23 protein-coding genes are annotated in these 24089 nt (G+C 45.9%); 12 read left to right on the top strand and 11 right to left on the bottom strand.

What is annotated here, in order from left to right:
• Positions 1-143: 143 nt before the first annotated feature.
• The 4 genes from calR to ACWYU8_RS15760 form a co-directional block, all read right to left on the bottom strand.
• Positions 144-1103 carry a LysR family transcriptional regulator CalR gene (gene calR, locus ACWYU8_RS15775; protein WP_457520856.1) on the bottom strand — a complete coding sequence of 320 codons (960 nt, stop codon included), beginning with the start codon at positions 1101-1103 and terminating at the stop codon, positions 144-146.
• Positions 1104-1617: 514 nt separating this feature from the next.
• A complete protein-coding gene (locus tag ACWYU8_RS15770; RefSeq protein WP_457520687.1) occupies positions 1618-2664 on the bottom strand; it encodes an MJ1255/VC2487 family glycosyltransferase in 1047 nt (348 codons plus the stop codon).
• A gap of 3 nt (positions 2665-2667) precedes the next feature.
• Entirely contained in the window at positions 2668-3216 is a 549-nt protein-coding gene (locus tag ACWYU8_RS15765) for a phosphatase PAP2 family protein (RefSeq protein WP_457520686.1), read from the bottom strand.
• Positions 3217-3384: 168 nt separating this feature from the next.
• The gene (locus tag ACWYU8_RS15760) at positions 3385-4179 is read right to left on the bottom strand and encodes an SH3 domain-containing protein (RefSeq protein WP_457520684.1); all 795 of its coding nucleotides are present in this window, start codon (positions 4177-4179) and stop codon (positions 3385-3387) included.
• Between the two features lie 512 nt (positions 4180-4691).
• Between ACWYU8_RS15760 and leuA the strand changes: the two genes are divergently transcribed.
• From leuA to ACWYU8_RS15735, 5 genes are all read left to right on the top strand, one after another.
• On the top strand, positions 4692-6239 hold the full coding sequence (gene leuA, locus ACWYU8_RS15755) for a 2-isopropylmalate synthase (protein ID WP_457520682.1): 1548 nt from the start codon (positions 4692-4694) through the stop codon (positions 6237-6239).
• Positions 6240-6314: 75 nt separating this feature from the next.
• Entirely contained in the window at positions 6315-7406 is a 1092-nt protein-coding gene (leuB, locus tag ACWYU8_RS15750; protein ID WP_457520681.1) for a 3-isopropylmalate dehydrogenase, read from the top strand.
• Positions 7407-7479: 73 nt separating this feature from the next.
• On the top strand, positions 7480-8880 hold the full coding sequence (gene leuC / locus ACWYU8_RS15745) for a 3-isopropylmalate dehydratase large subunit (protein WP_457520679.1): 1401 nt from the start codon (positions 7480-7482) through the stop codon (positions 8878-8880).
• A gap of 11 nt (positions 8881-8891) precedes the next feature.
• The gene (gene leuD / locus ACWYU8_RS15740; protein WP_457520678.1) at positions 8892-9494 is read left to right on the top strand and encodes a 3-isopropylmalate dehydratase small subunit; all 603 of its coding nucleotides are present in this window, start codon (positions 8892-8894) and stop codon (positions 9492-9494) included.
• A gap of 344 nt (positions 9495-9838) precedes the next feature.
• Entirely contained in the window at positions 9839-10621 is a 783-nt protein-coding gene (locus ACWYU8_RS15735; RefSeq protein ID WP_457520677.1) for a DUF547 domain-containing protein, read from the top strand.
• Between the two features lie 109 nt (positions 10622-10730).
• Here the strand turns inward: ACWYU8_RS15735 and djlA are convergent, their stop codons facing one another.
• Positions 10731-11591, bottom strand: a complete 861-nt coding sequence (djlA, locus tag ACWYU8_RS15730) for a co-chaperone DjlA (RefSeq protein ID WP_457520675.1) — start codon at positions 11589-11591, stop codon at positions 10731-10733.
• A gap of 315 nt (positions 11592-11906) precedes the next feature.
• Here djlA and lptD point away from each other — a divergent pair, with 315 nt between their 5' ends.
• The 6 genes from lptD to apaH all read left to right on the top strand — a co-directional run bounded on the left by lptD (position 11907) and on the right by apaH (position 18702).
• Entirely contained in the window at positions 11907-14252 is a 2346-nt protein-coding gene (gene lptD / locus ACWYU8_RS15725) for an LPS assembly protein LptD (RefSeq protein ID WP_457520673.1), read from the top strand.
• 60 nt (positions 14253-14312) lie between these two features.
• Positions 14313-15596: a peptidylprolyl isomerase SurA gene (gene surA, locus ACWYU8_RS15720; protein ID WP_457520672.1), complete on the top strand. Its 1284-nt coding sequence runs from the start codon at positions 14313-14315 to the stop codon at positions 15594-15596.
• Positions 15586-16584, top strand: a complete 999-nt coding sequence (gene pdxA / locus ACWYU8_RS15715) for a 4-hydroxythreonine-4-phosphate dehydrogenase PdxA (protein ID WP_457520671.1) — start codon at positions 15586-15588, stop codon at positions 16582-16584. Before surA ends, pdxA begins: the two co-directional genes overlap by 11 nt.
• Entirely contained in the window at positions 16581-17390 is an 810-nt protein-coding gene (gene rsmA / locus ACWYU8_RS15710) for a 16S rRNA (adenine(1518)-N(6)/adenine(1519)-N(6))-dimethyltransferase RsmA (RefSeq protein WP_457520669.1), read from the top strand. Before pdxA ends, rsmA begins: the two co-directional genes overlap by 4 nt.
• 108 nt (positions 17391-17498) lie before the next feature.
• Positions 17499-17879, top strand: coding sequence for a Co2+/Mg2+ efflux protein ApaG (gene apaG / locus ACWYU8_RS15705; RefSeq protein WP_457520667.1), 381 nt, complete (start codon positions 17499-17501; stop codon positions 17877-17879).
• A gap of 16 nt (positions 17880-17895) precedes the next feature.
• Positions 17896-18702 (top strand): bis(5'-nucleosyl)-tetraphosphatase (symmetrical) ApaH, encoded by an 807-nt coding sequence (gene apaH, locus ACWYU8_RS15700; protein WP_457520666.1) that lies wholly within the window; start codon positions 17896-17898, stop codon positions 18700-18702.
• Positions 18703-18799: 97 nt separating this feature from the next.
• On the opposite strand, the gene folA is transcribed toward apaH, so the two are convergent.
• From folA to rplU, 6 genes are all read right to left on the bottom strand, one after another.
• A complete protein-coding gene (folA, locus tag ACWYU8_RS15695; RefSeq protein WP_457520664.1) occupies positions 18800-19279 on the bottom strand; it encodes a type 3 dihydrofolate reductase in 480 nt (159 codons plus the stop codon).
• Between the two features lie 9 nt (positions 19280-19288).
• Positions 19289-19780, bottom strand: coding sequence for a threonine/serine exporter family protein (locus tag ACWYU8_RS15690; protein ID WP_457520662.1), 492 nt, complete (start codon positions 19778-19780; stop codon positions 19289-19291).
• Positions 19762-20562 (bottom strand): threonine/serine exporter family protein, encoded by an 801-nt coding sequence (locus ACWYU8_RS15685; RefSeq protein WP_457520661.1) that lies wholly within the window; start codon positions 20560-20562, stop codon positions 19762-19764. Before ACWYU8_RS15685 ends, ACWYU8_RS15690 begins: the two co-directional genes overlap by 19 nt.
• 206 nt (positions 20563-20768) lie before the next feature.
• Positions 20769-21944 (bottom strand): Obg family GTPase CgtA, encoded by a 1176-nt coding sequence (gene cgtA / locus ACWYU8_RS15680; protein ID WP_457520659.1) that lies wholly within the window; start codon positions 21942-21944, stop codon positions 20769-20771.
• Between the two features lie 260 nt (positions 21945-22204).
• Positions 22205-22462, bottom strand: coding sequence for a 50S ribosomal protein L27 (rpmA, locus tag ACWYU8_RS15675; protein WP_005383095.1), 258 nt, complete (start codon positions 22460-22462; stop codon positions 22205-22207).
• A gap of 20 nt (positions 22463-22482) precedes the next feature.
• Entirely contained in the window at positions 22483-22794 is a 312-nt protein-coding gene (gene rplU, locus ACWYU8_RS15670) for a 50S ribosomal protein L21 (RefSeq protein WP_005383096.1), read from the bottom strand.
• Positions 22795-23050: 256 nt separating this feature from the next.
• Between rplU and ispB the strand changes: the two genes are divergently transcribed.
• Complete coding sequence (ispB, locus tag ACWYU8_RS15665; protein WP_457520655.1) at positions 23051-24022, top strand: octaprenyl diphosphate synthase; 972 nt, start codon at positions 23051-23053, stop codon at positions 24020-24022.
• Positions 24023-24089 lie beyond the last annotated feature (67 nt).

Raw genomic sequence — 24089 nt, 5'->3', positions numbered from 1 at the left:
AATCAAACTTATCCATAATTAGCGACAAATATCACTGACAACGTTCACTTTAGGCGATTTTGGTTACCATTTCGCTACTCGTATAAAAAAGCCCCGATAGATTCTCATCTCTCAGGGCCTTAATCATTCAACTCGCCATCAACTTATTTTGATGCAAGCACTTCGCCACATATCATCATTAACTGATCACGTAACCAAATATGGCCTTTGTCTTTTTCACTCGACTCATGCCAGCTTAGGAAACCACTGATTTCCTTATTCGCAAATGGGAAATCCAGAATTTGCAGCTGATCACTGTTAACGGCATTTTCAGCCATCCAGCGCGGAGCAATCGTTACCAGCTCGGACTGTCCCACAACATAAAGCAGGTTGCTCAGACTCGTACCTTCGTATGACGCCAGACAATCAAGCTCACGATAAGCCTGCTCAGAGAAACTACGCTGACCGTGAATTTTTGATAATTTCGCGTGTTTTTCGTTAACCAGTTGCTCGGCACTAACAGTAGCCTGAACACGTGGGTGTGTTTTAGAAGCAATCACCACCAGCTCATCTTTGAAGATTTCAGTACTTGAGAAACCTTGTTCATCGAAGCGAGCGTAGTCAATCACAAAATCGATCTCTTGATAACGCATGCGCTCGGAAAGCAGACGATCAAATTCAGCATCTAAATGAAGATGAACGTTGGGTGCCTGCTGGTTCACTTTCGTCATAATCTTGGGCGCAAAACGCAGATCACATGGGCTACAGATGGCCAGCTTGAACAAACGGGTAGAAGATTCCGGCTGGAAGACCGAACTTGGCAACTCGTTGCGGATCAATTGCAGCGCTTGACGGATAGGGCCAAATAGTTGGCGAGCTCGCTGTGTAGGCTGAATACCGCGACCCTGACGCATAAAGAGTTCATCATTAAACATCACTTTTAGTCGCGCCACAGCATTGCTGACCGCAGGTTGAGACATGCCTAAATTATGCGCAGCACGTGTAATATTCTGCTCTTGCATCACGGCATCAAATACGGTCAACAGGTTTAAATCTACACCACGCAATGTGCTTTCCATACGGTAGCTAGCAATTGCGCTCATTGCGTCTTTCTTCTCTAACATTGAGTGCGCCTCTTTTGTAATCGCAAATCGGTTGAATGAATTCATTGTGAATAGAATCCCATCTCGTACAAAAGACGCGGCTGGATTCGAATCATTACACGAATAGATAACCCAATTTTTCTTATATTTATCGTCCGCATAATTCCGGCTCGAACCGTACTATCAACTAATTGATCAGAGTTTCGCAACCGGATTGATATTTAATCAGTAAATTTTAGCTGACCAAGTATTTAGTCCTTAAATTTCAGTTAATTAATAAAAACATAAAAAAACATAAAAACATTCATTCGCCACTAAGTTAGTTGGAGGGAAAGGTTTTGAGGCGAGCGAAATACAAGGCAAAGAAGCATTCATCCTAAAAATAGGTGCACTATCGACAGAGAAAATCCATCAATATGATTGAACAGAATGATGCTAAAAAATGGAATGGCAAGTAAATACAAACCGAATAAAATATGAATAAAAATGCAGTTACATCTTGTCATATAACTGCATCGGCATTGACTGAGAGGGGCTAAATATTGGAGACATAACTTGGGAAATCGACTTGCTCCCACAATTGCCTGGATAGCTCTTCCTGCGAATCCCAAGCGCCTTGAAGCACCCAATTCACTATCGCTTGAGCGACATCTGGATACTTAACACTTTCCGCCTGCTGCTCCTTCAGCCAGTAACGAACCGTTGAAATATCCAAACTGTCCATTGAGGTAGCAAGACCTAAATCTTCCAGTGTCGCCACATTACTTTGCTGCTCAAATTGACCAGCCAATGGTTTGAGCAGCAACTTCTTGCCGAGAGACAACGCCTCCGAAGGTAACTCAAACCCGCCATTAGCAATCACTCCGCTACAACGATGCAAGTGATGCTGGAAGTTGGTATGACACAAAGGGTGTAGCTCTATATTCTCGATAACTTCATGTTCTATCACATCAGGGTGATAGCAGATGAACGACTGCTGATTAAAGTGAAACAGCAAATCCGCAATATCTTCAATGGACTCGAAAGGCAGGTAGACCAATACAAAGTTATCACTCTGCTCCTGACTTTCCAGAGTATGAATAATCGGTGGCAGAATTGGTTGATCAAAGTGATACCAATGTAATCCAAGGTGATGCTGAGATGGGGCAAAATGCTCAATCACCGATTTATCCAGCCAACTTGCGCCTTTTAATGGCACCGGATAGCGAAAGGCATTCTGATGACTGATTCCGATACTCGGCTTGTTTTGCTTGCGCGCAGCCCATGCCGTCACAGGTTCAAAGTCATTGAGCAGCAAATCATAACAGGAGAGATCCATCTGATTCACTTCTTTGAGAAACTGAATCAGATTATTGCTCAAGGCCGTTTTTGTATAGTTCACCGAGCCCTTTTCGGTGACAAATGTAAACCCTCGGCGCGTTTGATAATCACCAAAGGCTTCCATCGAAAAGTATTTTTCTGGGTCTCGTCCTGAAAACAGGAAGTCAACCTGCACATCTCGCTGCGCAAATGCTTTACTCATCGCTCTGGCACGAGCAATATGACCATTTCCGGTGCCTTGGACACCGTATAGGATTTTCATCAATTAAACTCCGATGATTGAAATCGCCAATCCACCACAAAGGCTGCCCAGCACTGCACCTATAATGATGTCAGTAAAAAAGTGCACCCCAAGAAAGATGCGCGCAGCTCCAATCAGACTTGCCCATAAAAACGCGGCCGAACCTATCTCTGGATAAAAATGTTCGATAAGAGTGGCCATTAAAAATGCAGCTGAAGTATGTCCTGACGGTAAACTGTAGCGATCAGAAGGGGTAATAAAAGCGGGTAATAATGCGCTCAGTTCCTCAGGACGACGACGCTTAAAACTGTTTTTCAACATCCAGTAAATGGGTAACTCAATAGCAAAGGCCAATAACCCTGTGAGCAGGAACCAGACTCCATACTCGGTATCTAAATACCAGGCCAATAAGCCGAGAACCAGATATAGGTGGCCATCACCACTGTGCGAAATCCCTTTACTAACATTGGCAACTTGCTGGTTAAAACGGTGCTGAAGACAAACGCTAGAAAGGGCTAAATCAAACTTAGCGATGGTTGCAATTGGCTGAGTAATCGTCTCTATCGTTCTCATAAGATCTTCCCTCACTTTGACAACGCCTTTATCTGCAAACTAGGCGTTTTTAGTGACAACTACATGACGGGAAGTTGGACAATTAATGACAGGAGTAAATTTGATGAGATTTACCCAGCTTAGATCAGCCGGGTAATGGAAAAGTGACACATTAGACGCTAAGAAAATTTAGAAGGTATCTGCGTTCTGAGGTCGTGACGCGTCGATGTACCAGATATTTCTTTGCTTACGGCATGCCCGGAATGAACCAGAGGTAAACTCCCCGTCTTTACTCAGCTCGTAACTAAGCAAGCGACAGGTGTAGCTTCCGGTGAGATTGTAACTATTGCCATCGCTGTGTTTAACGACTTCGGACTGCTTCAACAATAAGCTTGGTGGCGTAGACAAGATGTCCCGCTCTCCCACATTACTGCGTGCATAATCTTTCTGCATATAGCCTTTAATTACACCCTTATTCTCGATAACAAACCAAGGCACATCAGAAGCTTGAGCGATTACATTGAATACGTCACCTTTATTGATCAAACTGAGCGCTTCTCCGTCCAAACTCGGTTTTGAGCGCAAGTGAATCGCCGCTTTCGATCGATAAGGCACATCGATAAACTCTAATTTATTGTAAGTCTCTACTCCCTCTTCCTTGAGTCTAATAACCTCAGCCTGATGCCATTCATTGGGTTGAACCTGAATATTCCACCACACATAAGTATCGGGATCTTTTCCTTTAAATCTGTCCCGGGTATCCGACTCCAAAGCCACTAACATTTGATTTAAAAAGGATGCTCGACCTTCATAACTCAAATACATATCCATTTGATCACGGATCAACGCAACAATCTGAGCATGATCATTCGCAAGGAATGGTGCGATGGTTGTCTCACTTCGAGATTGAAACAGCTGACAACCGGATAAGCTGATCAATGTGAATGCTAGCGCTGAACGTCCCATTTGTTTTGCTATAGCCATTAATCTTTACCTTTTGTGTTCTTCGCCCAGTGAAAACACTAGACTATCAACTCTATCTCTATCGATTCTTAATCAACAAATCAATCTTTCACTGGGTAGCTTGCAATCGTGATCCCCTATTTTCCTTTCCGTCGGGTGAACATTTGATCTCTATCGAGTGTTCAGCTTTGTTAAAATTGATCTTCCGCTTTTTCCAGATTAGGAGATATCCGCAGCGAAAGACTCATCCGATAAGAATAAAAAATCGACTTTAGGGTTGACGCGGTTGAAGGAGTGCGGTACTAATTTGTTTAACTTAATTTTGTGGAAAGCTTAACAACTATGTCAGCTCATTTTTCTATCCTGCTTAGCCTCCTCCTGATCGTGACCAGTTCGCGCGGGTAGGCTGTGGAAGAAAAATAACCACACCAAATTCTAAGAACCCGCATGTGAATGCGGGTTTTTTTATATCTAAATACCGGAAGTAAACGATTAACTAGCGCGAAAGTGCAGAAATCATTAAGGAAGCAAACATGAACGATCAAGTCATAATATTCGACACCACCTTGCGTGATGGCGAGCAAGCGTTGTCAGCAAGCTTGACGGTTAAAGAAAAACTGCAAATTGCCTATGCGCTGGAAAGGCTGGGTGTTGATGTTATCGAAGCGGGTTTCCCAATTTCTTCTCCGGGTGATTTCGAGTCGGTACAAACTATTGCAAAACACATTAAAAACAGCCGAGTTTGTGCCCTTTCGCGTGCCGTTGCGAAAGATATCGATGCTGCTGCTGAGGCGTTAAAAGTAGCGGATGCTTTCCGAATTCATACCTTCCTGGCTACTTCCACCATCCACGTTCAAGATAAACTGCGCCGTACCTATGATGACGTTTTAGAAATGGCGGTAAATGCAGTCAAACATGCTCGTAAATACACAGACGATGTCGAGTTTTCTTGTGAAGATGCAGGCCGTACGCCAATCGATAACCTATGTCGTATGGTGGAAGCTGCAATCAACGCAGGTGCGACCACGGTTAACATTCCTGATACTGTTGGCTACACCGTACCAAGTGAGTTTGGCGGAATCATCCAAACCCTGTTCAATCGTGTGCCTAACATCGATAAAGCCGTTATCTCTGTGCACTGCCACGATGATTTGGGTATGTCAGTGGCTAACTCTATCGCTGCTGTTCAAGCTGGTGCTCGTCAGGTAGAAGGGACAATCAACGGTATTGGTGAGCGTGCGGGTAACTGTTCGTTAGAAGAAATCGCGATGATCATCAAAACGCGTCAAGAGCTATTAGGCGTGAATACTGGTATTAAGCATGATGAAATCCATCGCACCAGCAAATTGGTGAGTCAGCTATGTAACATGCCAATTCAGAGCAATAAAGCGATCGTTGGTGCCAACGCATTTAGCCACTCTTCAGGTATTCACCAAGATGGTATGTTGAAGAACAAGAACACTTACGAGATCATGACTCCTGAGTCAATTGGTCTTAAAAACCAGGCGCTAAACCTAACTAGCCGTAGTGGACGTGCTGCTGTGAAGAGCCACATGGAAACCATGGGCTATAAAGAAGAAGAGTACAATCTAGATGCGCTTTACGCAGACTTCTTGAAACTGGCAGACCGCAAAGGTCAAGTGTTCGATTACGATCTAGAAGCTCTGATGCACTTCTCTAACTTGCGTGAAGAAGATGACTTCTACAAATTGAACTATTTAAGCGTACAATCTGGCAGCGTGATGGCGACCACCAGCATTAAGATGCAATGCGGTGATGAAGAATTGTGTGAAGCGGCTGTCGGTAATGGCCCAGTAGATGCGCTATACCAATGTATCTACCGCGTGACAGGTTACGAGATCGTGCTAGACAAGTTCGACCTGACAGCAAAAGGTGAAGGTGAAGATGGCTTGGGTCAGGCAGACATCATCGCCAACTACAAAGGCCGTAAATACCATGGAACAGGAGTTTCGACTGACATCGTTGAAGCGTCCGGTCAGGCTCTGCTTCACGTGATCAACAGCATTCACCGCGCAGACAAGATTGCAGAAATTAAGCAAAAGAAAATCGCTACCGTTTAAACGAAGCTCCCGGACTCTGGACAGAATAACTTCGTTTTAAAATTAAGCTAAAAATTACAATATCAAAGGATTAACATGACAGACAAATCATACAAAATTGCCGTTCTACCTGGTGACGGTATTGGCCCGGAAGTGATGGCTCAAGCGCATAAAGTGCTTGATGCTATCGAGAAAAAGCACAATATCGTCTTTGAGCGCGAAGAGCATGATGTTGGCGGTATTGCTATCGATAATCACGGCTGTCCACTTCCTGAAAGTACGGTAAAAGCGTGTGAAGAGTCTGATGCGGTCCTATTTGGCTCAGTCGGTGGTCCAAAATGGGAACATTTACCACCAAACGATCAACCAGAGCGCGGGGCTTTGCTTCCACTTCGCAAACATTTCCAACTGTTCTGTAACCTACGTCCGGCTCAAATTCATAGTGGCCTGGAAGCGTTCTCTCCACTGCGTGCTGACATTTCTGAGCGTGGCTTTGATATCGTCGTTGTTCGTGAACTGACTGGCGGCATCTACTTTGGCCAGCCAAAAGGTCGTGAAGGTGAAGGCGCGACAGAGAAAGCGTTTGATACTGAGGTTTACCACCGCTTTGAGATCGAACGTATCGCTAAAATTGCCTTTGAGTCTGCACGACTACGCCGTAAAAAAGTGTGCTCAATCGACAAAGCGAACGTTCTACAGAGCTCTATCCTATGGCGCGAAGTGGTAGAAGAGATCGCAAAAGACTACCCGGATGTCGAGCTGTCTCACATGTACATCGACAACGCGACCATGCAGTTAATCAAAGATCCAGCACAGTTCGACGTGATGCTGTGTTCAAACATCTTCGGCGACATCATCTCAGATGAGTGTGCGATGATCACGGGCTCTATGGGCATGCTACCTTCTGCGAGCCTTAACGAAAGCAAATTTGGTCTGTACGAGCCAGCTGGCGGCAGTGCACCAGATATCGCAGGTAAGAACATCGCAAACCCAGTGGCACAGATCCTGTCTGCAGCGCTTATGCTGCGTTACAGCCTTGGTGAAGAAACCGCAGCGCAAGATATCGAATCAGCAGTATCCAAAGCACTGTCTGCTGGCGAGCTGACTGCTGACTTGGCAAGCAACAACCCGGCACTGAGCACTTCAGAGATGGGTGACAAGATCGCTGAGTACATCTTGAACTCATAACGCAAACCAGCTTGATAATAATTATTCGCACCTGATGAGCCGTTGTCAGGTGCTACACACAGGATTAGTGATAATGGGCAAAACACTATACGAAAAAGTCTACGACGCACACGTGGCAGTCGCAGCAGAAGGGGAAACCCCGATTCTTTATATTGACCGTCATTTGGTACACGAAGTAACGTCTCCACAGGCATTTGATGGTTTGCGTGAAAAAGGTCGTCAAGTGCGTCAAGTGAGCAAAACGTTCGCCACGATGGACCACAACGTTTCAACAACGACCAAAGACATCAATGCTTCTGGTGAGATGGCGCGTATCCAGATGGAAACGCTATCGAAAAACTGTGAAGAATTCGGCGTTACACTTTTCGACATCAACCACAAATATCAGGGCATCGTACACGTTATGGGCCCAGAGCTAGGTATTACTCTACCGGGCATGACCATCGTTTGTGGTGATTCTCATACCGCAACTCACGGTGCATTTGGCTCACTAGCTTTTGGTATCGGTACATCTGAAGTTGAGCACGTACTAGCAACTCAAACGCTAAAACAAGCACGTGCTAAAAAGATGAAGATCGAAGTTAAAGGTAAAGTAGCACCGGGCATTACTGCAAAAGATATCGTGCTTGCGATTATCGGCAAAACCACAGCAGCAGGCGGTACAGGCTACGTAGTTGAATTCTGCGGCGAAGCGATCACTGACCTTTCAATGGAAGGCCGTATGACCGTGTGTAACATGGCCATCGAGTTAGGTGCTAAAGCAGGCTTAATTGCACCGGATGAGACTACCTTCGAATACATCAAAGGTCGTAAATTCTCGCCACAAGGCGCTGATTTTGACGCAGCCGTAGAATACTGGAAGACGCTAAAAACTGACGCTGATGCTGAGTTTGATGCTGTAGTAACGCTTAACGCTGCTGACATCAAACCACAAGTAACTTGGGGTACTAACCCAGGTCAGGTTATCGCGGTTGACCAACCAATTCCTTCTCCAGAGAGCTTCACTGACCCAATCGAAAAAGCGTCTGCAGCGAAAGCTCTGGCTTACATGGGACTTGAAGCGGGTAAATCACTGTCTGATTACCAAGTCGACAAAGTGTTTGTCGGCTCTTGTACTAACTCACGTATCGAAGACATGCGCGCAGCAGCAGCAGTCGCGAAAGGCCGTAAAGTCGCGCCACACGTTCAGGCTCTAATCGTACCGGGATCTGAGCAAGTGAAAGCGCAAGCGGAAGCGGAAGGCTTAGATGTGATCTTTAAAGAAGCAGGCTTTGAATGGCGTCTGCCAGGTTGTTCTATGTGTCTGGCGATGAACAACGACCGCTTAGGTCCTCAGGAGCGTTGTGCATCTACTTCAAACCGTAACTTTGAAGGTCGTCAAGGCCGTGATGGCCGCACCCACTTGGTTAGCCCTGCAATGGCTGCAGCGGCAGCTATCGCTGGTCACTTTGTTGATATTCGTGAACTAGATTAAGGAGAGAACAGATGTCAGGTTTTAAACAACACAAAGGCTTAGCTGTTCCTCTAGATGCAGCGAACGTTGATACTGATGCCATCATACCAAAGCAGTTCCTACAAAAAGTGTCTCGCTTAGGTTTTGGTAAGCACCTGTTCCATGACTGGCGTTTCCTTGATGATGCAGGCGAGCAGCCAAATCCAGAGTTTGTGATGAACGCACCTCGTTATAAGGGCGCTTCAATCCTGCTTGCGCGTGAAAACTTCGGCTGTGGTTCTTCTCGTGAGCACGCGCCTTGGGCTTTGGCTGATTACGGCATTAAAGCGATGATCGCGCCAAGCTTTGCGGACATTTTCTACGGTAACTCAATCAACAACCAAATGGTGCCAGTACGTCTGACTGAGCAAGAAGTTGATGAGCTGTTCCAATACGTTGAAGCTAATGAAGGTGCGGAGATTGAAGTCGATCTGGAAGCACTGAAAGTTCGCGCTAACGGTAAAGAGTATGACTTCGAAATCGATGAGTTCCGTCGTCACTGCTTGCTGAATGGCCTGGACAACATCGGCTTGACGCTTCAACACGAAGATAAAATTGCAGAGTTTGAAGCGAATATCCCGAGCTTCCTGCGCTAAGACGATTTATTCAATCGACAAGCAAAAGGCTGACATTTTTGTCAGCCTTTTTAATTTTTAGGTAACTGATTTCAGAGCGCTTTGCTTACGGAATATAGAACGCGTCGGTTGAAATTCGTCATCCTGAACAGCAACGAAGGAGCGTGATTCAGGATCTACTGCCAGAGTACGCAGTACACATTCATACTATCTTTACTCTAGAGTTTGTGTGTATTAGATTCCTGATGTCGCTTAGGCTCCTCGGAATGACGGCGAATAAAGGCTGCAGATAACCGATTACAGAAAGAAAACAAACACTAAACCGGTCTACACTAACATCAAAAAGTTTCTCCGCAGGTATCTCTATGAATCGTTGCTTATTGTTATTGTGTGCCCTACTCTCCTTTTCCGTCTATTCCGCACCTAAAGCCGACCTGTGGCCATACTGGAACCACTCTAACGAAGCCAGCCCAACACAAATTTCCCATCAAGAGTGGCAACAGTTACTCGACAGCTATCTTATTGCCGATGGTGAAAACACGCTATTTCGCTACAGCAAAGTCTCAGCAGGAGATAAAACCAAGCTGAAGAAATACATTCAGCGCCTCGCGAGCCTCAATCCTCTGCACTACCGCAAAGCCGAGCAATACGCTTACTGGGTGAACCTCTACAATGCGATCACGGTGGATTTGATTCTGGATAATTACCCGATCAAATCCATTACCAAGTTAGGCGGGCTGTTTAATTTTGGGCCATGGGATGAGGATGCAGTTGTGATTAACGGTAAAAAGCTGACCCTGAATGATATCGAGCACCGGATTCTGCGGCCAATCTGGCAAGACCCGAGAACCCATTACGCAGTTAACTGTGCAAGCTTGGGGTGTCCGAATCTACAAGCTCGGGCGTTTACCGCCGACAATACTCAGACTTTGCTAGAAAATGCAGCAAAAGCATTTATTAACAGTAAGAAAGGCGTCTCTATCGAAGGTGGTACGGCGCGAATCTCGTCTATCTACGATTGGTTTGCGGTTGATTTTGGCGGCGAGACAGAAGTGTTTAACCACATCAGACAATACGCACCTCAGTACAATAGCTTTTCTGGTCGGGTGAAATACGACTACGACTGGAGCTTGAATCAAGCTAACTGATTTCACCGATAACGATCAGCGTGAGGGGCTTTAGGTTACCCGTAACCCAAAAGCTAAAAAAGGGCACCGAGTGCCCTATTTGAATTTCATCGTTGATAGAAAAGCGCGATTACTTAAAACCTTTGACCTTCTTAATCAGGTCATAGGCATTTTGAATTTCTTGTGATTTCTCTTTGGCCACGTTCATCATCTCTGGCGGCAAACCTTTGGCCATCAACTTATCTGGGTGGTGTTCGTTCATCAGCTTACGGTATGCACGCTTAACCGTTTTACTGTCCGCTTCTGCTGAAACATCGAGGATTTTATATGCATCCGCTAACTGATCGGCCTGAGACGCTTGCTGCCACCCTGCTCCAGACGACTGGTAATGCCCTTGATGCTGACCGTGGAAACCGCCCTGATGCTGGAAACGAAATGCCGCTTCTTGCATGTGTAAGCGACGCTCTAGCTGTTCAGAAGAAAAACCTAGTGCGCGAGCGATTTTGTGCAGTACATTACGCTCACTTGGGTGAATTTCACCATCAGCAAATGCGGCTGATATTTGCAATTCCAAGAAAAATTGCAGCAAGTCGAAACGCCCGGCGGTGGAAATTTTTACCCGAACCAACACCTCTTCAAGCGGGAAATCACTTTCCTTACCGTCACGAAACGCTTCTTGTGCTGCGCGGCGCTGTTCACCATGCAGGTTCATACGATCCATCATCGCTGACGCCAGTTGAATCTCTTCTTTGGTGACCTGACCTTTCGACTTTGCCACATGTCCCATCACAGCAAAGGCTGCTTTGAAAAATTCTTCCTGACGCTGCGCCTGACTCGGCCCTTTACCGAACCCGCCAGTAGAGAAACCCGCCTGGCTCAAGCGTCGCGCTTTATCAAATTGATGACCAATAAATAAGCCAAACAGCAGACCTAGCGGCCCACCAAGTAACAAGCCAAAAAAGGCACCCAGAATTTTGCCAAAAATATGCATTATGTGTTCTCTATCAATGAATTTTTATCGACGACGGCGGTCTTATAGTGCCGGACGCATCGATTTCCTTTATGATAATGGAATTAGTTTTATTTCGGCTAGGCCATTTCGCCTGCCTATCTTTGCAGCTATTTTGTCAGCATTATGCCACAGCAATTCAATACGCTGGGATAAAAGCAACAATAGTAGTTGATTCATTTGGCTATTACGCTAGGGTACAACAAGCCCATAGCCATCGAGTAATACCAATCACAGTCAGTAAGTGAAGTTAATCACTACGATTGGTATAACAGTGACACAGGAAAGTTCGATTCAATGCAACATTTCTCCCGCACATTTTTAGCGGCCTCTATCTGCACCGCCTTGTTTGTACCGACTACTCAAGCTGACGCGAATATCAATGATAGTGTGCAGGAAATGCCCACCACAGATCAATGTCTGGTCGAAACAAGTGGTGAGGAGGACTCACTTAATGCACCAGTAGTAGTCGAAGCCGACAAACTGCAAGCCGTTAGTGGCGATAAAGCACAATACTCTGGTAACGTACAAGTCACGCAAGGTAAAAAGAAGATCACAGCCGATAGCGTAACCCTACACCAACAAGACAATGTTGTGGTCGCTGAAGGTAACGTGACTTTCAATGACGGCAATGTAGAAGCCCGCTCTGATCGCGTGACCAGTGATATTGATCAAGACACATTTTCGCTCGAAAACACCGATTACCATTTTCTTTGCCAACAAGGTCGAGGAACGGCGGCATACATCGCGCGCACAGGCCAGTCGATTTACGAATTGGAAGACGGTTCTATTACATCCTGTCCTCAGGGAGATAATTCGTGGCGTCTGGTGGCTTCCGGCATTGACATAGACCAAGATGAGGAAACCGCGACACTGCATCATCCTCGATTTGAGGTTTTAGACGTTCCTATCTTCTATGTCCCTTACCTGACCATGCCGATTGGCGATACACGTAAGACTGGTCTCCTTTTCCCTTCATTGTCGTACGGTTCTAGCGACGGTATGGAAATTGAGGTGCCATTTTACTGGAACATCGCACCTCAATACGACATGACCCTCACCACACTCTACATGCAACAACGTGGTACTAAGCTCGATACGGATTTCCGTTATCTAACCGATGGTTGGGGAGAAGGCGAAATCAAAGGCGAATACTTGAATTCCGACCGAAAGTATAATGATAAATCGCGCTGGGGTTACCAATATACGCATGAAGGTATTATCGATAAGAACTGGGTCGTCGATATCGATTACTCAGAAGTGAGCGATATCGATTACTTTCTGGATCTCGACTCTGATATCGGTAACCGTGAAGACGGTCAACTGATGCAGGAAGGGGAAATAAAATACCGCTCGGACTTCTGGGATGCCTCACTTTCAGTTCGTGACTTCCAAATCCTGCTGGAAGAAGAAAACAAGCCCTACCGCGTGATGCCTCAGTTGGCGTTAAACTACTACACGCCAGTTTGGGGTGACTACCTGAACTTTGACGTAAAGACTCAACTCAGCCGCTTTGAAACCCGTGATAAGGCTAAACCCGATGCAACCCGTTTCCATATAGAGCCAGGCTTTAAAGTTCCGCTATCGAACTCTTGGTCAACCTGGACAACGGAAGCTCGCGTCCTGGCAACCTACTATTCACAAGACTTGGACGGTCTTACCGACTCCGACTTGAAAACGCAGCTCGATGAACGAGTTTCTCGAGTCATTCCTGAGTTCCGTTCCAATGCACAGATTTATCTGGAGCGAGATACCAGCTGGATCGAAGGGTACACGCAAACTCTCGAACCGCAAATTCAGTACTTGTACGTACCGAAAGAAGATCAAACCAACATCTACAACTACGATACGACATTGCTACAAACCGACTACTACGGTCTATTCCGCAGCCGTAAATACAGCAGTATCGATAAAATTGCCTCAGCTAACCAGTTAAGCTACGGTGCAAGTACTCGTTTCTTTGATGATGACTACAAAGAGCGTCTGAATATTTCATTCGGTCAAATCTATTACATCGATAAAAAGACTAAGCTCAGCAACAGTCCGACCGAACCCGATGAGACTTCAAACTACTCTTCATGGGCCATTGAAGCTGACTTTAATTTCAACGATTATTTGTTCTATCATGGCGGTCTCCAATACGATATCGACCTGAGTGCGATGCAGCTTGCTAACAGTACCCTTGAGTACCAGTTTAATGGTGGCTTTATTCAGAGTAACTACCGTTACGTTACCCGTGAGTACATTGAAGACACGATCATTGTCGAGAACCTTGACACCATTACTCGTAAAGGTATTTCTCAGGCAGGTCTGGTTGCGGCATACGAATTTAACCCGAACTGGTCTGCCAGTGGTCAATACTACTACGACCTTAATGAAAGCAATGATTTAGAGTGGCTAGCGAGCTTACGTTACCAATCTGATTGTTGGTATATCGGTTTAACCTATTCGAACCAACTGCTGGGTTGGGAAGACCAAACGATTGGCAGCTCTGGCGCCTCCGCCGAATACGAGAACAACTTTAGTGTGAATGTTGGGATTCAAGGCTTTGCCACCAACCAAACCACTGGCACGGCAGCAAAAGAATTGGAAGGCTCTGATAACGCTATCAAATATGGCCGCCCATTCTATCTGAACAATTAAGCGAATTAAGCGTCTTAGACTAAATAAGACACTAATGAAAAATTACTGACGGAATTTTAAATGAAAATTTGGAAATCAATCTTATTTACGACCCTGCTCTCTTGCGGGGCGGTTGCAGCACCAGTAGAGCTTGATAAGGTTGCTGTCATCGTTAACAACGGTGTGATTCTACAAAGTGATATCGACACGGCGATGAAAACGCTGCAAGCGAATGCTCGCCAAAGTGGTAAGAGCTTACCTTCTGCTCAGGTTCTGCATAACCAGGTGGTTGAAAAACTGATCATTGATACGCTTCAGGGCCAGGAAGCTGAGCGTATTGGTGTCCGAATCGACGATACCCGTCTGAACCAAGCGATTGCAGAGATTGCCCGCAACAACAACCAGAGTGTTGAGCAACTGGCGGCTTCTGTTCAAAGTGAAGGACTCAGCTATTCAGAGTTTCGTGAACAAATCCGTAAGGAAATCGCAGCATCAGAAGCACGTAACGCACTTGTACGCCGCCGCATTAACATCCTGCCAGCAGAAGTAGACAGTCTTTCAGAGCAACTTTCTCAAGAGACAAGTGCGACGACGCAATACAAGATCAGTCATATTCAGCTACGATTCTCTGATGATAAAGACAAAGCACAAGTAGAAGCTGAAGCACAGACATTGGTTAAAAAACTCAACGATGGTGCGGATTTCACAGAAATGGCTTACACCTATTCTAACGGCCCAAAGGCGCTGCAAGGCGGTGATTGGGGCTGGATGCGTAAAGAAGAAATGCCAACCATCTTTGCAGACCAAATCAACATGCAGAACAAGGGCAGCATCATCGGTCCATTCCGTAGCGGTGTTGGTTTCCACATTCTAAAAATTGACGATGTGAAAGGTTTAGAAACGGTCGCGGTAACCGAAGTGAATGCTCGCCACATTCTGATCAAACCAACGGTCATACTGAGTGACGAAGGTGCGAAGAAACAGTTGAACGAATTTGCTCGTCGCATCAAGGCAGGCGAAGCCACATTTGGTCAGTTGGCAACTCAATACAGTCAGGATCCTGGCTCTGCCGCGCAAAATGGCGAGCTTGGTTACCAAACACCGGACCTTTACGTACCAGAATTTAAGCATCAGGTTGAAACTCTGCCAGTAGGCTCAATCAGCGAGCCTTTCAAAACGGTTCATGGATGGCATATTGTTGAGGTAATGGACCGTCGCCAGGTTGACCGTACCGACTCAGCAATGAAGAATAAAGCTTACCGCATTCTATTTAATCGTAAGTTTAATGAAGAAGCAGGCGCATGGATGCAAGAATTACGCGCAAGTGCGTTTGTTGAAATCGTGGATGACAACAATGACAACTAATTCAATCCGCAGAATTGTCGTTACCGCAGGGGAACCTGCTGGTATCGGCCCTGACCTGGTGCTTGCCCTGTCAACGGAAGACTGGGCACACCAAATTGTCGTCTGCGCAGATAAAAACATGTTAATGGAACGTGCCAACCTACTTGGCATTGATGTCCAACTTACTGATTACAAGCCAGAAGAAGCACCTAGCGCGCAAAAGGCGGGCACGCTCATCGTTGATCATGTCGCGATCTCAGAACATGTAGTTGCAGGTCAGCTCAATGAAGCCAATGGTCACTACGTACTAAAAACGTTAGAAAGAGCCGCTTTAGGCTGTATGAATGACGAATTTGATGCTATTGTCACCGGCCCTGTACATAAGGGGGTGATTAATCGCGCTGGCGTTGCGTTCAGCGGTCATACAGAATTCTTTGCAGAGAAGTCTAATACACCGTTAGTCGTGATGATGCTGGCAACAGAAGGACTTCGTGTCGCGCTGGTAACCACACATATCCCACTGGCGTATGTGTCAAAAGCCGTGACTGAAGAGCGATTAGAGAAAATCATCGATATTCTTCATCAAGATCTGGTAGAAAAGTTTGCCATTGAGCAACCAAACATCTATGTTTGCGGGCTTAATCCACATGCGGGAGAAGATGGCTGCTTAGGTCGTGAAGAGATCGAAACCATCACTCCGACACTGGAAAAGATTCGACAAGAAAAAGGGTTCAACCTGATCGGCCCACTGCCGGCAGATACCATTTTCAATGAAAAATATTTAAACGATGCTGATGCTGTTTTAGGCATGTACCACGATCAAGTATTGCCAGTATTGAAATACAAAGGCTTTGGTCGTTCAGTAAACATTACTCTTGGTCTACCTTTTATTAGAACATCGGTGGATCACGGTACTGCATTAGAGCTGGCAGGGACAGGTCAGGCGGATACAGGGAGTTTCCGAACAGCGCTCACGCATGCGATAGAATTGGTAGAGAAGAAACAATGAGAAATGATGTCCATTTAGGACACAAAGCGCGTAAACGTTTTGGTCAAAACTTCCTGAACGATCCATACATTATTGATGGTATCGTATCAGCGATTAACCCAAGACCAGGCCAGAATCTGGTTGAAATCGGCCCGGGTCTTGGTGCCATTACCGAACCCGTAGGCCGTGAAGTCGACAAGTTCACCGTTATCGAACTTGACCGAGATCTGGCAGAGCGTTTACGTAACCACCCTGATCTGGCAGACAAACTAACGATTCATGAAGGCGACGCAATGCGCTTCGATTTCACCCAACTAGTGAAACCGAACAACAAGCTGCGTATCTTCGGTAACTTGCCATATAACATCTCTACGCCGTTGATGTTCCATCTTTTTGAATTCCATAAAGACATTCAAGATATGCACTTTATGCTTCAAAAAGAAGTGGTTAACCGACTAGCGGCAGGCCCAGGCAGCAAAGCTTATGGCCGTCTGACCGTTATGGCTCAGTACTACTGTAAAGTGGTACCTGTACTGGAAGTGCCGCCAACAGCATTCGTACCGCCGCCAAAAGTCGACTCAGCTGTGGTTCGTCTGGTGCCTTACGAAGAGTTACCGTGCCCGGCGAAAGACCTGCGTTTGCTTGAGCGTGTATGTCGCGAAGGCTTTAACCAACGCCGTAAGACCGTACGTAACTGCTACAAATCACTAATGAGTGCCGAAGTGTTGGAAGAGCTGGGTATCAATCCAGGCATGCGTCCAGAGAATCTGACGCTACAACAATTCGTCGCTATGGCGAACTGGCTGGCAGACAACCCACAGCACTAACTGAGTTTGATAGACAGAACGTTTGTTAGAAAGAACGTTAGTTAAAACGATAAGCCAAACCGACAAGCGATACGGTTTGGCTTATTGCTAAGTTTTCAAGGAGTGTACATGGACGTCATTCAACCCTGCATTAAAATTCAAGTTCACACCAAATACATCGAAGAACAGTCGAATCCTGAGCTACAACGCTACGTTTTTGCCTACATCATCACGATCAAGAACCTAAGTCAGCAAACCGTACAACTGATCAGCCGCCGATGGTTGATCACCGACTCTAACGGAAAACAGATGACGGTTGAGGGAGATGGTGTGGTTGGCCAGCAGCCATTTATCTCAAGTAATGATGAATACACATACAGCAGTGGTACCGCACTAGAAACCCCTGTTGGTGTCATGCAAGGCCACTATAAGATGCTAGACGAAAAGGGACAGGAGTTCATCGCAGAGATAGAACCATTCCGACTTGCTGTACCAAATGTTTTAAATTAATCAGACTGGAGAACCAGTGGCTACTTATATTGTTGGTGATATCCAAGGCTGCTTTGATGAACTGCAACGACTATTAGAAAGCGTATCCTTCTCTCCCAAGAACGATCAACTCTGGTTTGCGGGTGATCTCGTAGCCAGAGGCCCTAAGTCATTAGAGACCTTACGCTTTGCTTATTCATTGGGTGACAGCGCTAAGGTGGTACTTGGCAATCATGATCTGCATTTACTTGCCGTTGCCCACGGTGTGAAGAAGCTCAAAGACAAAGATAAGACTGCCCCAATCTTCGACGCGCCGGACGGCAAAACGTTATTGCACTGGCTCGCCAAACAACCTCTCCTTGCTGAACACGATGATTTTGTCATGTGCCATGCCGGCATTTCGCCACAGTGGAACTTAGCCACTGCCCGTCAATGTGCTCTAGAAGTGGAAAATATCCTGCAAAGCGATCACTTATCATGGCTGCTACATAACATGTACAGTGACAAACCAGATTACTGGGATGATGCTCTAACTGGATTAGATCGCTACCGCTACACCATCAATGCATTTACGCGTATGCGCTTTTGTTTTCCTGACGGGCGATTAGACATGGATTGCAAACTTCCTCCGCAACAAGTGCCTAAGGATGAATTAATACCATGGTTTGACCTTCCACAGAGAGTCGAACTAGGCAAGACCGTCCTATTCGGGCATTGGGCAGCACTCCAAGGGCACATTGGTGAGCAGGTGATAGGTCTGGATACTGGCTGTGTTTGGGGTGGAGAATTGACCATGATTCGCTGGGAAGATAAGCAAATCTTTACACAAGAGGCGTTGAGTTAAGTATCTAACACGCTGAGTGTAAACATACCCAATAAACAAAAAAAAGCACCGTACTGACGGTGCTTTTTGTTTATTCGGAGCTATTTATTCTGAGATGTTATTTTTCCAGAACCGTAAAGCGCATGTTGTAAGCGTTTTTCTCGTCGGCTTTATACGCTTCAGAATAGGTCTCTCTAAATTCGCTCCCCCAATCCGGGAACTGTGTATCACCGTCGATAGCCGCCTCAATGTGAGTCACGTAAAGCTTATTTGCCATCGGTAAACAAGTCTCATAAATCGAGCCGCCACCGATGATCATGACTTCCTCCACATCACCTGCAACCTCTAAGGCTTGTTCAATCGACGTAACTGTCTCTACCCCTTCAATATTCAGAGCATCATCGCGACTGATCACGATGTTCAGACGGCCTGGCAATGGTCGTCCAATCGATTCATAGGTTTTACGTCCCATAACAACGGGCTTGCCCATGGTACAACGTTTAAACCATACGAAATCAGCAGGTAAATGCCATGGCATTTGATTATCTTTACCAATGATGCGGTTGTCTGCCATCGCGGCAATCATACTAATGAGCATGTCGGGTCCTTATACTATCGGTCTACGACGATAGAATAACAGCCCGGGAACAGCGAGGCCAACAGCTAAACCAGCAATAATAAACATCGCTTTAAGAAAATTTTCCATACACATCTCGATCAGTTCTGGCGAATAACCTAAATGGTTTATCTCTACCATCGCTATCATTGCCTTATAGGCAAATACACCGGGAACCATCGGTATCAATGCCGCAACAGTAAAGACTTTGGGATGTGCCAAAAAGCGATGAGACCAGTGCACACCAATCATCCCGACTATCGTCGCAGCAAAGAATGTTGCCCACTCGATCGGAACACCAAACTGCATCATTAAATAACGGCTGCCATGACCTATCGCACCACCCACAGCACAGTAAATTAATGCTCTTTGCGGAACGTTGAAGACCAGTGCAAATCCCACGGCGGGAATCGCAGCGAAAAACATGTCGTTTAAGAGACCAAACAACAAATCGATAATGCTCATTAGCTGCTCCATCCCCAAATACCAGTCACGCTCATTGCCGCAACAATGCCTAAACAGGTTGCCAATGTCAGCAGACTTGCCATGACAAAACGTGCAATCCCCATATTGATATGACCTTTTAGCATATCGGCTACCGCGTTAATTAACGGGAAACCGGGTACTAACATCAAAACAGACGACGCCATCGCAACAGTAGGCAGATTGCCGATTTGATAAATCTCCGCTTGTGCCGAAATTAAGGTCGTAACAAATGCGGTCGCAGCAAAATTCAGTAAAGGGTTAAAGTGACGGTGACCAATTTCCTGACGAACAATCATCCCGACGGCAGATGCTAAGAAAGTCATCACGAATACGCCGATATCACCACCGGCTAAGTGGCTGAATGCCGCACATGAAAAACCAATCATGATAACGACCAGCCAGCGGTTGTAACGCTCGGGACTGATCGTATTCAGCTTTTTCTGAGCCATCGATGCATCGAGCAGTCCTCGTTCCATCATGATACAAATACGCTGAATTTGCGTTATAACACGCATGTTAATACCACGATCGGCGCAACTTCTCGTCGTGGTAATGCAATGTCCATCCATTAGTGTGGTGACGACAAGCGCATTTGCTGAAAGTGCTACCGCGACTTCATGAACACCGCAGGCGAGGCCAATCCGGCGCATAATATCGCTCACTAGTGTGCTTTCAGCACCATGAGCAAGTAACATTTGTCCCGCTTGAGCAACCAGGCGAGAAATCGCCCTTTGATTTGATACCGCCAGCTCTGATGACGGTATAGTTTCCAATGCCATAGATAAATCTAATTCCTTTTAGGTGCCAGGTAATTGCATGTCGTGAAGTCAGGCTAAGCCTCATAATCTCGACACACGTCAACTATTTTGCCGCAATTCACACCTTCTAAATATGATTAGATACAAAAAAAGCCGCAATATATATTGCGGCTTGATTAAATTTTCTTGGTAACTATTTACCGGATGATAAAAACCGGATGATAAAATTAGTCACGAACGTAGACAACGTGGCCGTCATCTTCTTCATCGTCCCAGTCATCCCAATCGTCGTCATCATCTTCAGTAATGACGTCCTTACCTGCCATCGCATCTTTGTGGTAATCATCCCACATGAAGTTAACTTTATCTTCTTCAGCCACTTCTTCTACTTCACGAGGCAGATTTTCCATAAAGTCCGCAAGTTTATAGCAAAGCTCTTTTGTGCCAGTACGGTTGATCGCTGAGATCTTAAAGTACTCATCTTCCCAACCCAGCGCATCTAAGATCTCCTGGATCGTTTCATTCGCTTCTTCTTCTGGCATCAGATCAACTTTGTTGAATACCAACCAGCGAGGCTTATTTGCCAGCTTCTCACTGTACTGTTCTAACTCATCAATGATCGTTAGTGCATTTTGCACAGGATCAGATTGATCAATCGGCATGATATCGATCATGTGCAGTAACACGCGGCAACGTTCCAGGTGTTTTAGGAATCGAATACCCAGACCAGCACCTTCCGCAGCGCCTTCAATCAGACCAGGGATATCAGCAACCACAAAGCTTTTCTCAGGAACCACACTCACAACACCCAAACTTGGGATTAGCGTGGTAAATGGGTAATCTGCCACTTTTGGTTTTGCTGCAGAAACGGCACGAATAAAGGTTGATTTACCCGCGTTTGGCAAGCCAAGCATACCGACATCTGCCAGCAATAGTAGCTCCAGACGGATTTCACGAATTTCGCCTTTCGTACCCAGCGTTCTCTGACGAGGAGCTCGGTTGACAGACGATTTAAAACGCGTGTTACCAAGGCCGTGCCAGCCACCTTTAGCAACCATTACTTTTTTGCCGTGTTCAGCAACTTCAGCAACAATTTCGTTAGTGTGGATATCAACCGCACGAGTACCTACAGGCACACGTAGCACAATATCTTTACCGCGCTTACCAGTACAGTTACCACCGCGACCGTTTTCTCCACGCTCTGCTTCGTAAAAGCGCTGGAAACGGTAATCGATTAGGGTGTTGAGGTTCTCGTCAGCCTGGATGTATACATCGCCGCCGTCGCCACCATCACCGCCATCAGGACCACCTTTAGTGATGAATTTTTCACGCCAGAAACTGACAACGCCGCTACCGCCGTCACCAGCCTGAACTTTTACTACCGCTTCATCTACGAACTTCATCTTTTACTCCGACTACTTCGTGCGTGGACTATACCAACCGTAGTAAACAACGGATTGTTTACTGACTGTGATTGGTATTAAATCTAGTTTGTCATCTGACAATTTTAGCAGATGACAGATCTAAGCTCCCAGATTCAAACCGCCTGGGATTCAAGCGAGAAGCTTCGATATGTCGACTGCTACAAATAAAAAACCCCACCGAATCGGCAGGGCTTTTGAATTCAGCTTAAAGCTATTAAGTAATTTGGTTAAAAACCTAATTACTCAGCTTCGATGCTTACAAACTTACGGTTTTTAGGACCTTTCACTTCGAACTTCACTTTACCTTCAGTAAGAGCGAATAGAGTGTGATCTTTACCGATACCTACGTTGTTACCAGCGTGGAACTTAGTACCACGTTGACGAACGATGATGTTACCTGCTAGAACAGATTCACCACCGAAACGCTTAACACCAAGGCGTTTGCTTTCTGAATCGCGGCCGTTACGAGTAGAACCACCAGCTTTTTTGTGTGCCATTGTTAAACTCTCCTAATAGATTAAGCGTTGATACCAGTGATCTTCACTTCAGTGAACCACTGACGGTGACCCTGTTGCTTACGAGAGTGCTTACGACGACGGAACTTAACGATTTTAACTTTATCGCCACGACCGTGTTGTACAACTTCAGCAACAATTTTGCCGCCCTCTACAAGAGGAGCACCAACTTTGATGTCTTCGCCGTTAGCAACAAGAAGAACTTTATCAAATTCTACAGTTGCACCAGTTTCAACGTCTAATTTCTCTAAACGAAGAGTTTGACCTTCGCTTACACGGTGTTGTTTACCACCAGATTGGAAAACAGCGTACATATTTTACTCCGCTTTTTCCGCACAGCCTTTCGTGAGGGTGTGCGCTAAACTAATCATCAATAGGGCGCAGATTCTACAGAAGAGAAGTCCCTATGACAAGCCATATTTCTAAAAAATTGGCGAAAAGCTAATCGCCAATGAAAAGTGCGGCAATCATGCCCTTTAGTAATGTATTAATCAACGTTTTTTAGTGTATTATTCGACAATTATATAAATCGAATAAGCCTTGCAGGGTCTAACTTCAGCCGGATGTATAATGGATTTTAAAACTATCCAAGCGCTTACTGCCGACGACATGGCAAAAGTGAATGAAACAATTCAAGCCCAATTAAATTCTGATGTCTCTTTAATCAACCAGCTCGGTTTCTATATCGTTAGTGGTGGAGGCAAACGCCTAAGACCGCTACTGGCGATTCTGTCTGCCCGTGCGCTTGGTTACCAAGGTAGCGGTCATACCATGGCAGCTGCGTTTATTGAGTTCATCCATACAGCAACTCTGCTGCACGATGACGTGGTAGACGAATCAGATATGCGCCGCGGTAAAGCAACCGCGAATGCAGCCTTTGGCAATGCCGCCAGCGTACTTGTTGGCGACTTTATCTACACTCGCTCATTTCAAATGATGACCGAGCTAGGATCCATGAAGATCCTCCAACTGATGAGCAACGCGGTAAACGTGATCGCAGAGGGTGAAGTGCAGCAGCTAATGAACTGCAATGATCCTGACACGACAGAAGAAAGCTACATGCAGGTCATCTACTCGAAGACTGCACGCTTGTTTGAGTCCGCAACACAGATTGGCGCCATTCTCAATGACGCACCAGAGCACGTTGAAACCGCTATGCAGAATTACGGTAAGTATTTAGGTACCGCATTTCAGCTGATTGACGATGTCATGGATTACACCTCTGATGGTGAAGACATGGGCAAAAACGTCGGCGATGATTTGGCTGAAGGCAAACCAACACTGCCTTTGCTGCATGCTATGCGCAACACAACGCCAGAAAATGCTCAGATGATTCGTGAAGCGATTGAGAAAGCGAATGGAATGGAACGTCTGGAAGAGATCCTTGCGGTAATGAAAGAGGCAGGCTCACTAGAGTACACCACTCAAAAAGCGCTGGATGAAGCCGATAAGGCGATTGCGGAACTATCCGTACTGCCAGAGTCAGATTACAAAGAAGCGCTTATTACACTGGCTCACGTCGCAGTCAATCGCACTCGATAATTCACGGTTGAAAGATACCCAGCAAGACGAAACTAAAAGGAAGAGCCAAGCTCTTCCTTATTAGAAT

The sequence above is a fragment of the Vibrio limimangrovi genome (assembly GCF_054064025.1).
This window is presented reverse-complemented; position numbering and strand designations above follow the sequence as displayed.

Coding starts and splice junctions, on each gene's coding strand:
- calR (WP_457520856.1), bottom strand. CDS start 1,103: ATGTTAGAGAAGAAAGACGCAATGAGCGCAATTGCTAGCTACCGTATG.
- pdxA (WP_457520671.1), top strand. CDS start 15,586: ATGACAACTAATTCAATCCGCAGAATTGTCGTTACCGCAGGGGAACCT.
- djlA (WP_457520675.1), bottom strand. CDS start 11,591: ATGCATATTTTTGGCAAAATTCTGGGTGCCTTTTTTGGCTTGTTACTT.
- rplU (WP_005383096.1), bottom strand. CDS start 22,794: ATGTACGCTGTTTTCCAATCTGGTGGTAAACAACACCGTGTAAGCGAA.
- leuB (WP_457520681.1), top strand. CDS start 6,315: ATGACAGACAAATCATACAAAATTGCCGTTCTACCTGGTGACGGTATT.
- rsmA (WP_457520669.1), top strand. CDS start 16,581: ATGAGAAATGATGTCCATTTAGGACACAAAGCGCGTAAACGTTTTGGT.
- ACWYU8_RS15735 (WP_457520677.1), top strand. CDS start 9,839: ATGAATCGTTGCTTATTGTTATTGTGTGCCCTACTCTCCTTTTCCGTC.
- ACWYU8_RS15765 (WP_457520686.1), bottom strand. CDS start 3,216: ATGAGAACGATAGAGACGATTACTCAGCCAATTGCAACCATCGCTAAG.
- rpmA (WP_005383095.1), bottom strand. CDS start 22,462: ATGGCACACAAAAAAGCTGGTGGTTCTACTCGTAACGGCCGCGATTCA.
- lptD (WP_457520673.1), top strand. CDS start 11,907: ATGCAACATTTCTCCCGCACATTTTTAGCGGCCTCTATCTGCACCGCC.
- ACWYU8_RS15770 (WP_457520687.1), bottom strand. CDS start 2,664: ATGAAAATCCTATACGGTGTCCAAGGCACCGGAAATGGTCATATTGCT.
- leuC (WP_457520679.1), top strand. CDS start 7,480: ATGGGCAAAACACTATACGAAAAAGTCTACGACGCACACGTGGCAGTC.
- apaG (WP_457520667.1), top strand. CDS start 17,499: ATGGACGTCATTCAACCCTGCATTAAAATTCAAGTTCACACCAAATAC.
- ACWYU8_RS15760 (WP_457520684.1), bottom strand. CDS start 4,179: ATGGCTATAGCAAAACAAATGGGACGTTCAGCGCTAGCATTCACATTG.
- surA (WP_457520672.1), top strand. CDS start 14,313: ATGAAAATTTGGAAATCAATCTTATTTACGACCCTGCTCTCTTGCGGG.
- folA (WP_457520664.1), bottom strand. CDS start 19,279: ATGCTCATTAGTATGATTGCCGCGATGGCAGACAACCGCATCATTGGT.
- leuA (WP_457520682.1), top strand. CDS start 4,692: ATGAACGATCAAGTCATAATATTCGACACCACCTTGCGTGATGGCGAG.
- cgtA (WP_457520659.1), bottom strand. CDS start 21,944: ATGAAGTTCGTAGATGAAGCGGTAGTAAAAGTTCAGGCTGGTGACGGC.
- ACWYU8_RS15685 (WP_457520661.1), bottom strand. CDS start 20,562: ATGGCATTGGAAACTATACCGTCATCAGAGCTGGCGGTATCAAATCAA.
- ispB (WP_457520655.1), top strand. CDS start 23,051: ATGGATTTTAAAACTATCCAAGCGCTTACTGCCGACGACATGGCAAAA.
- leuD (WP_457520678.1), top strand. CDS start 8,892: ATGTCAGGTTTTAAACAACACAAAGGCTTAGCTGTTCCTCTAGATGCA.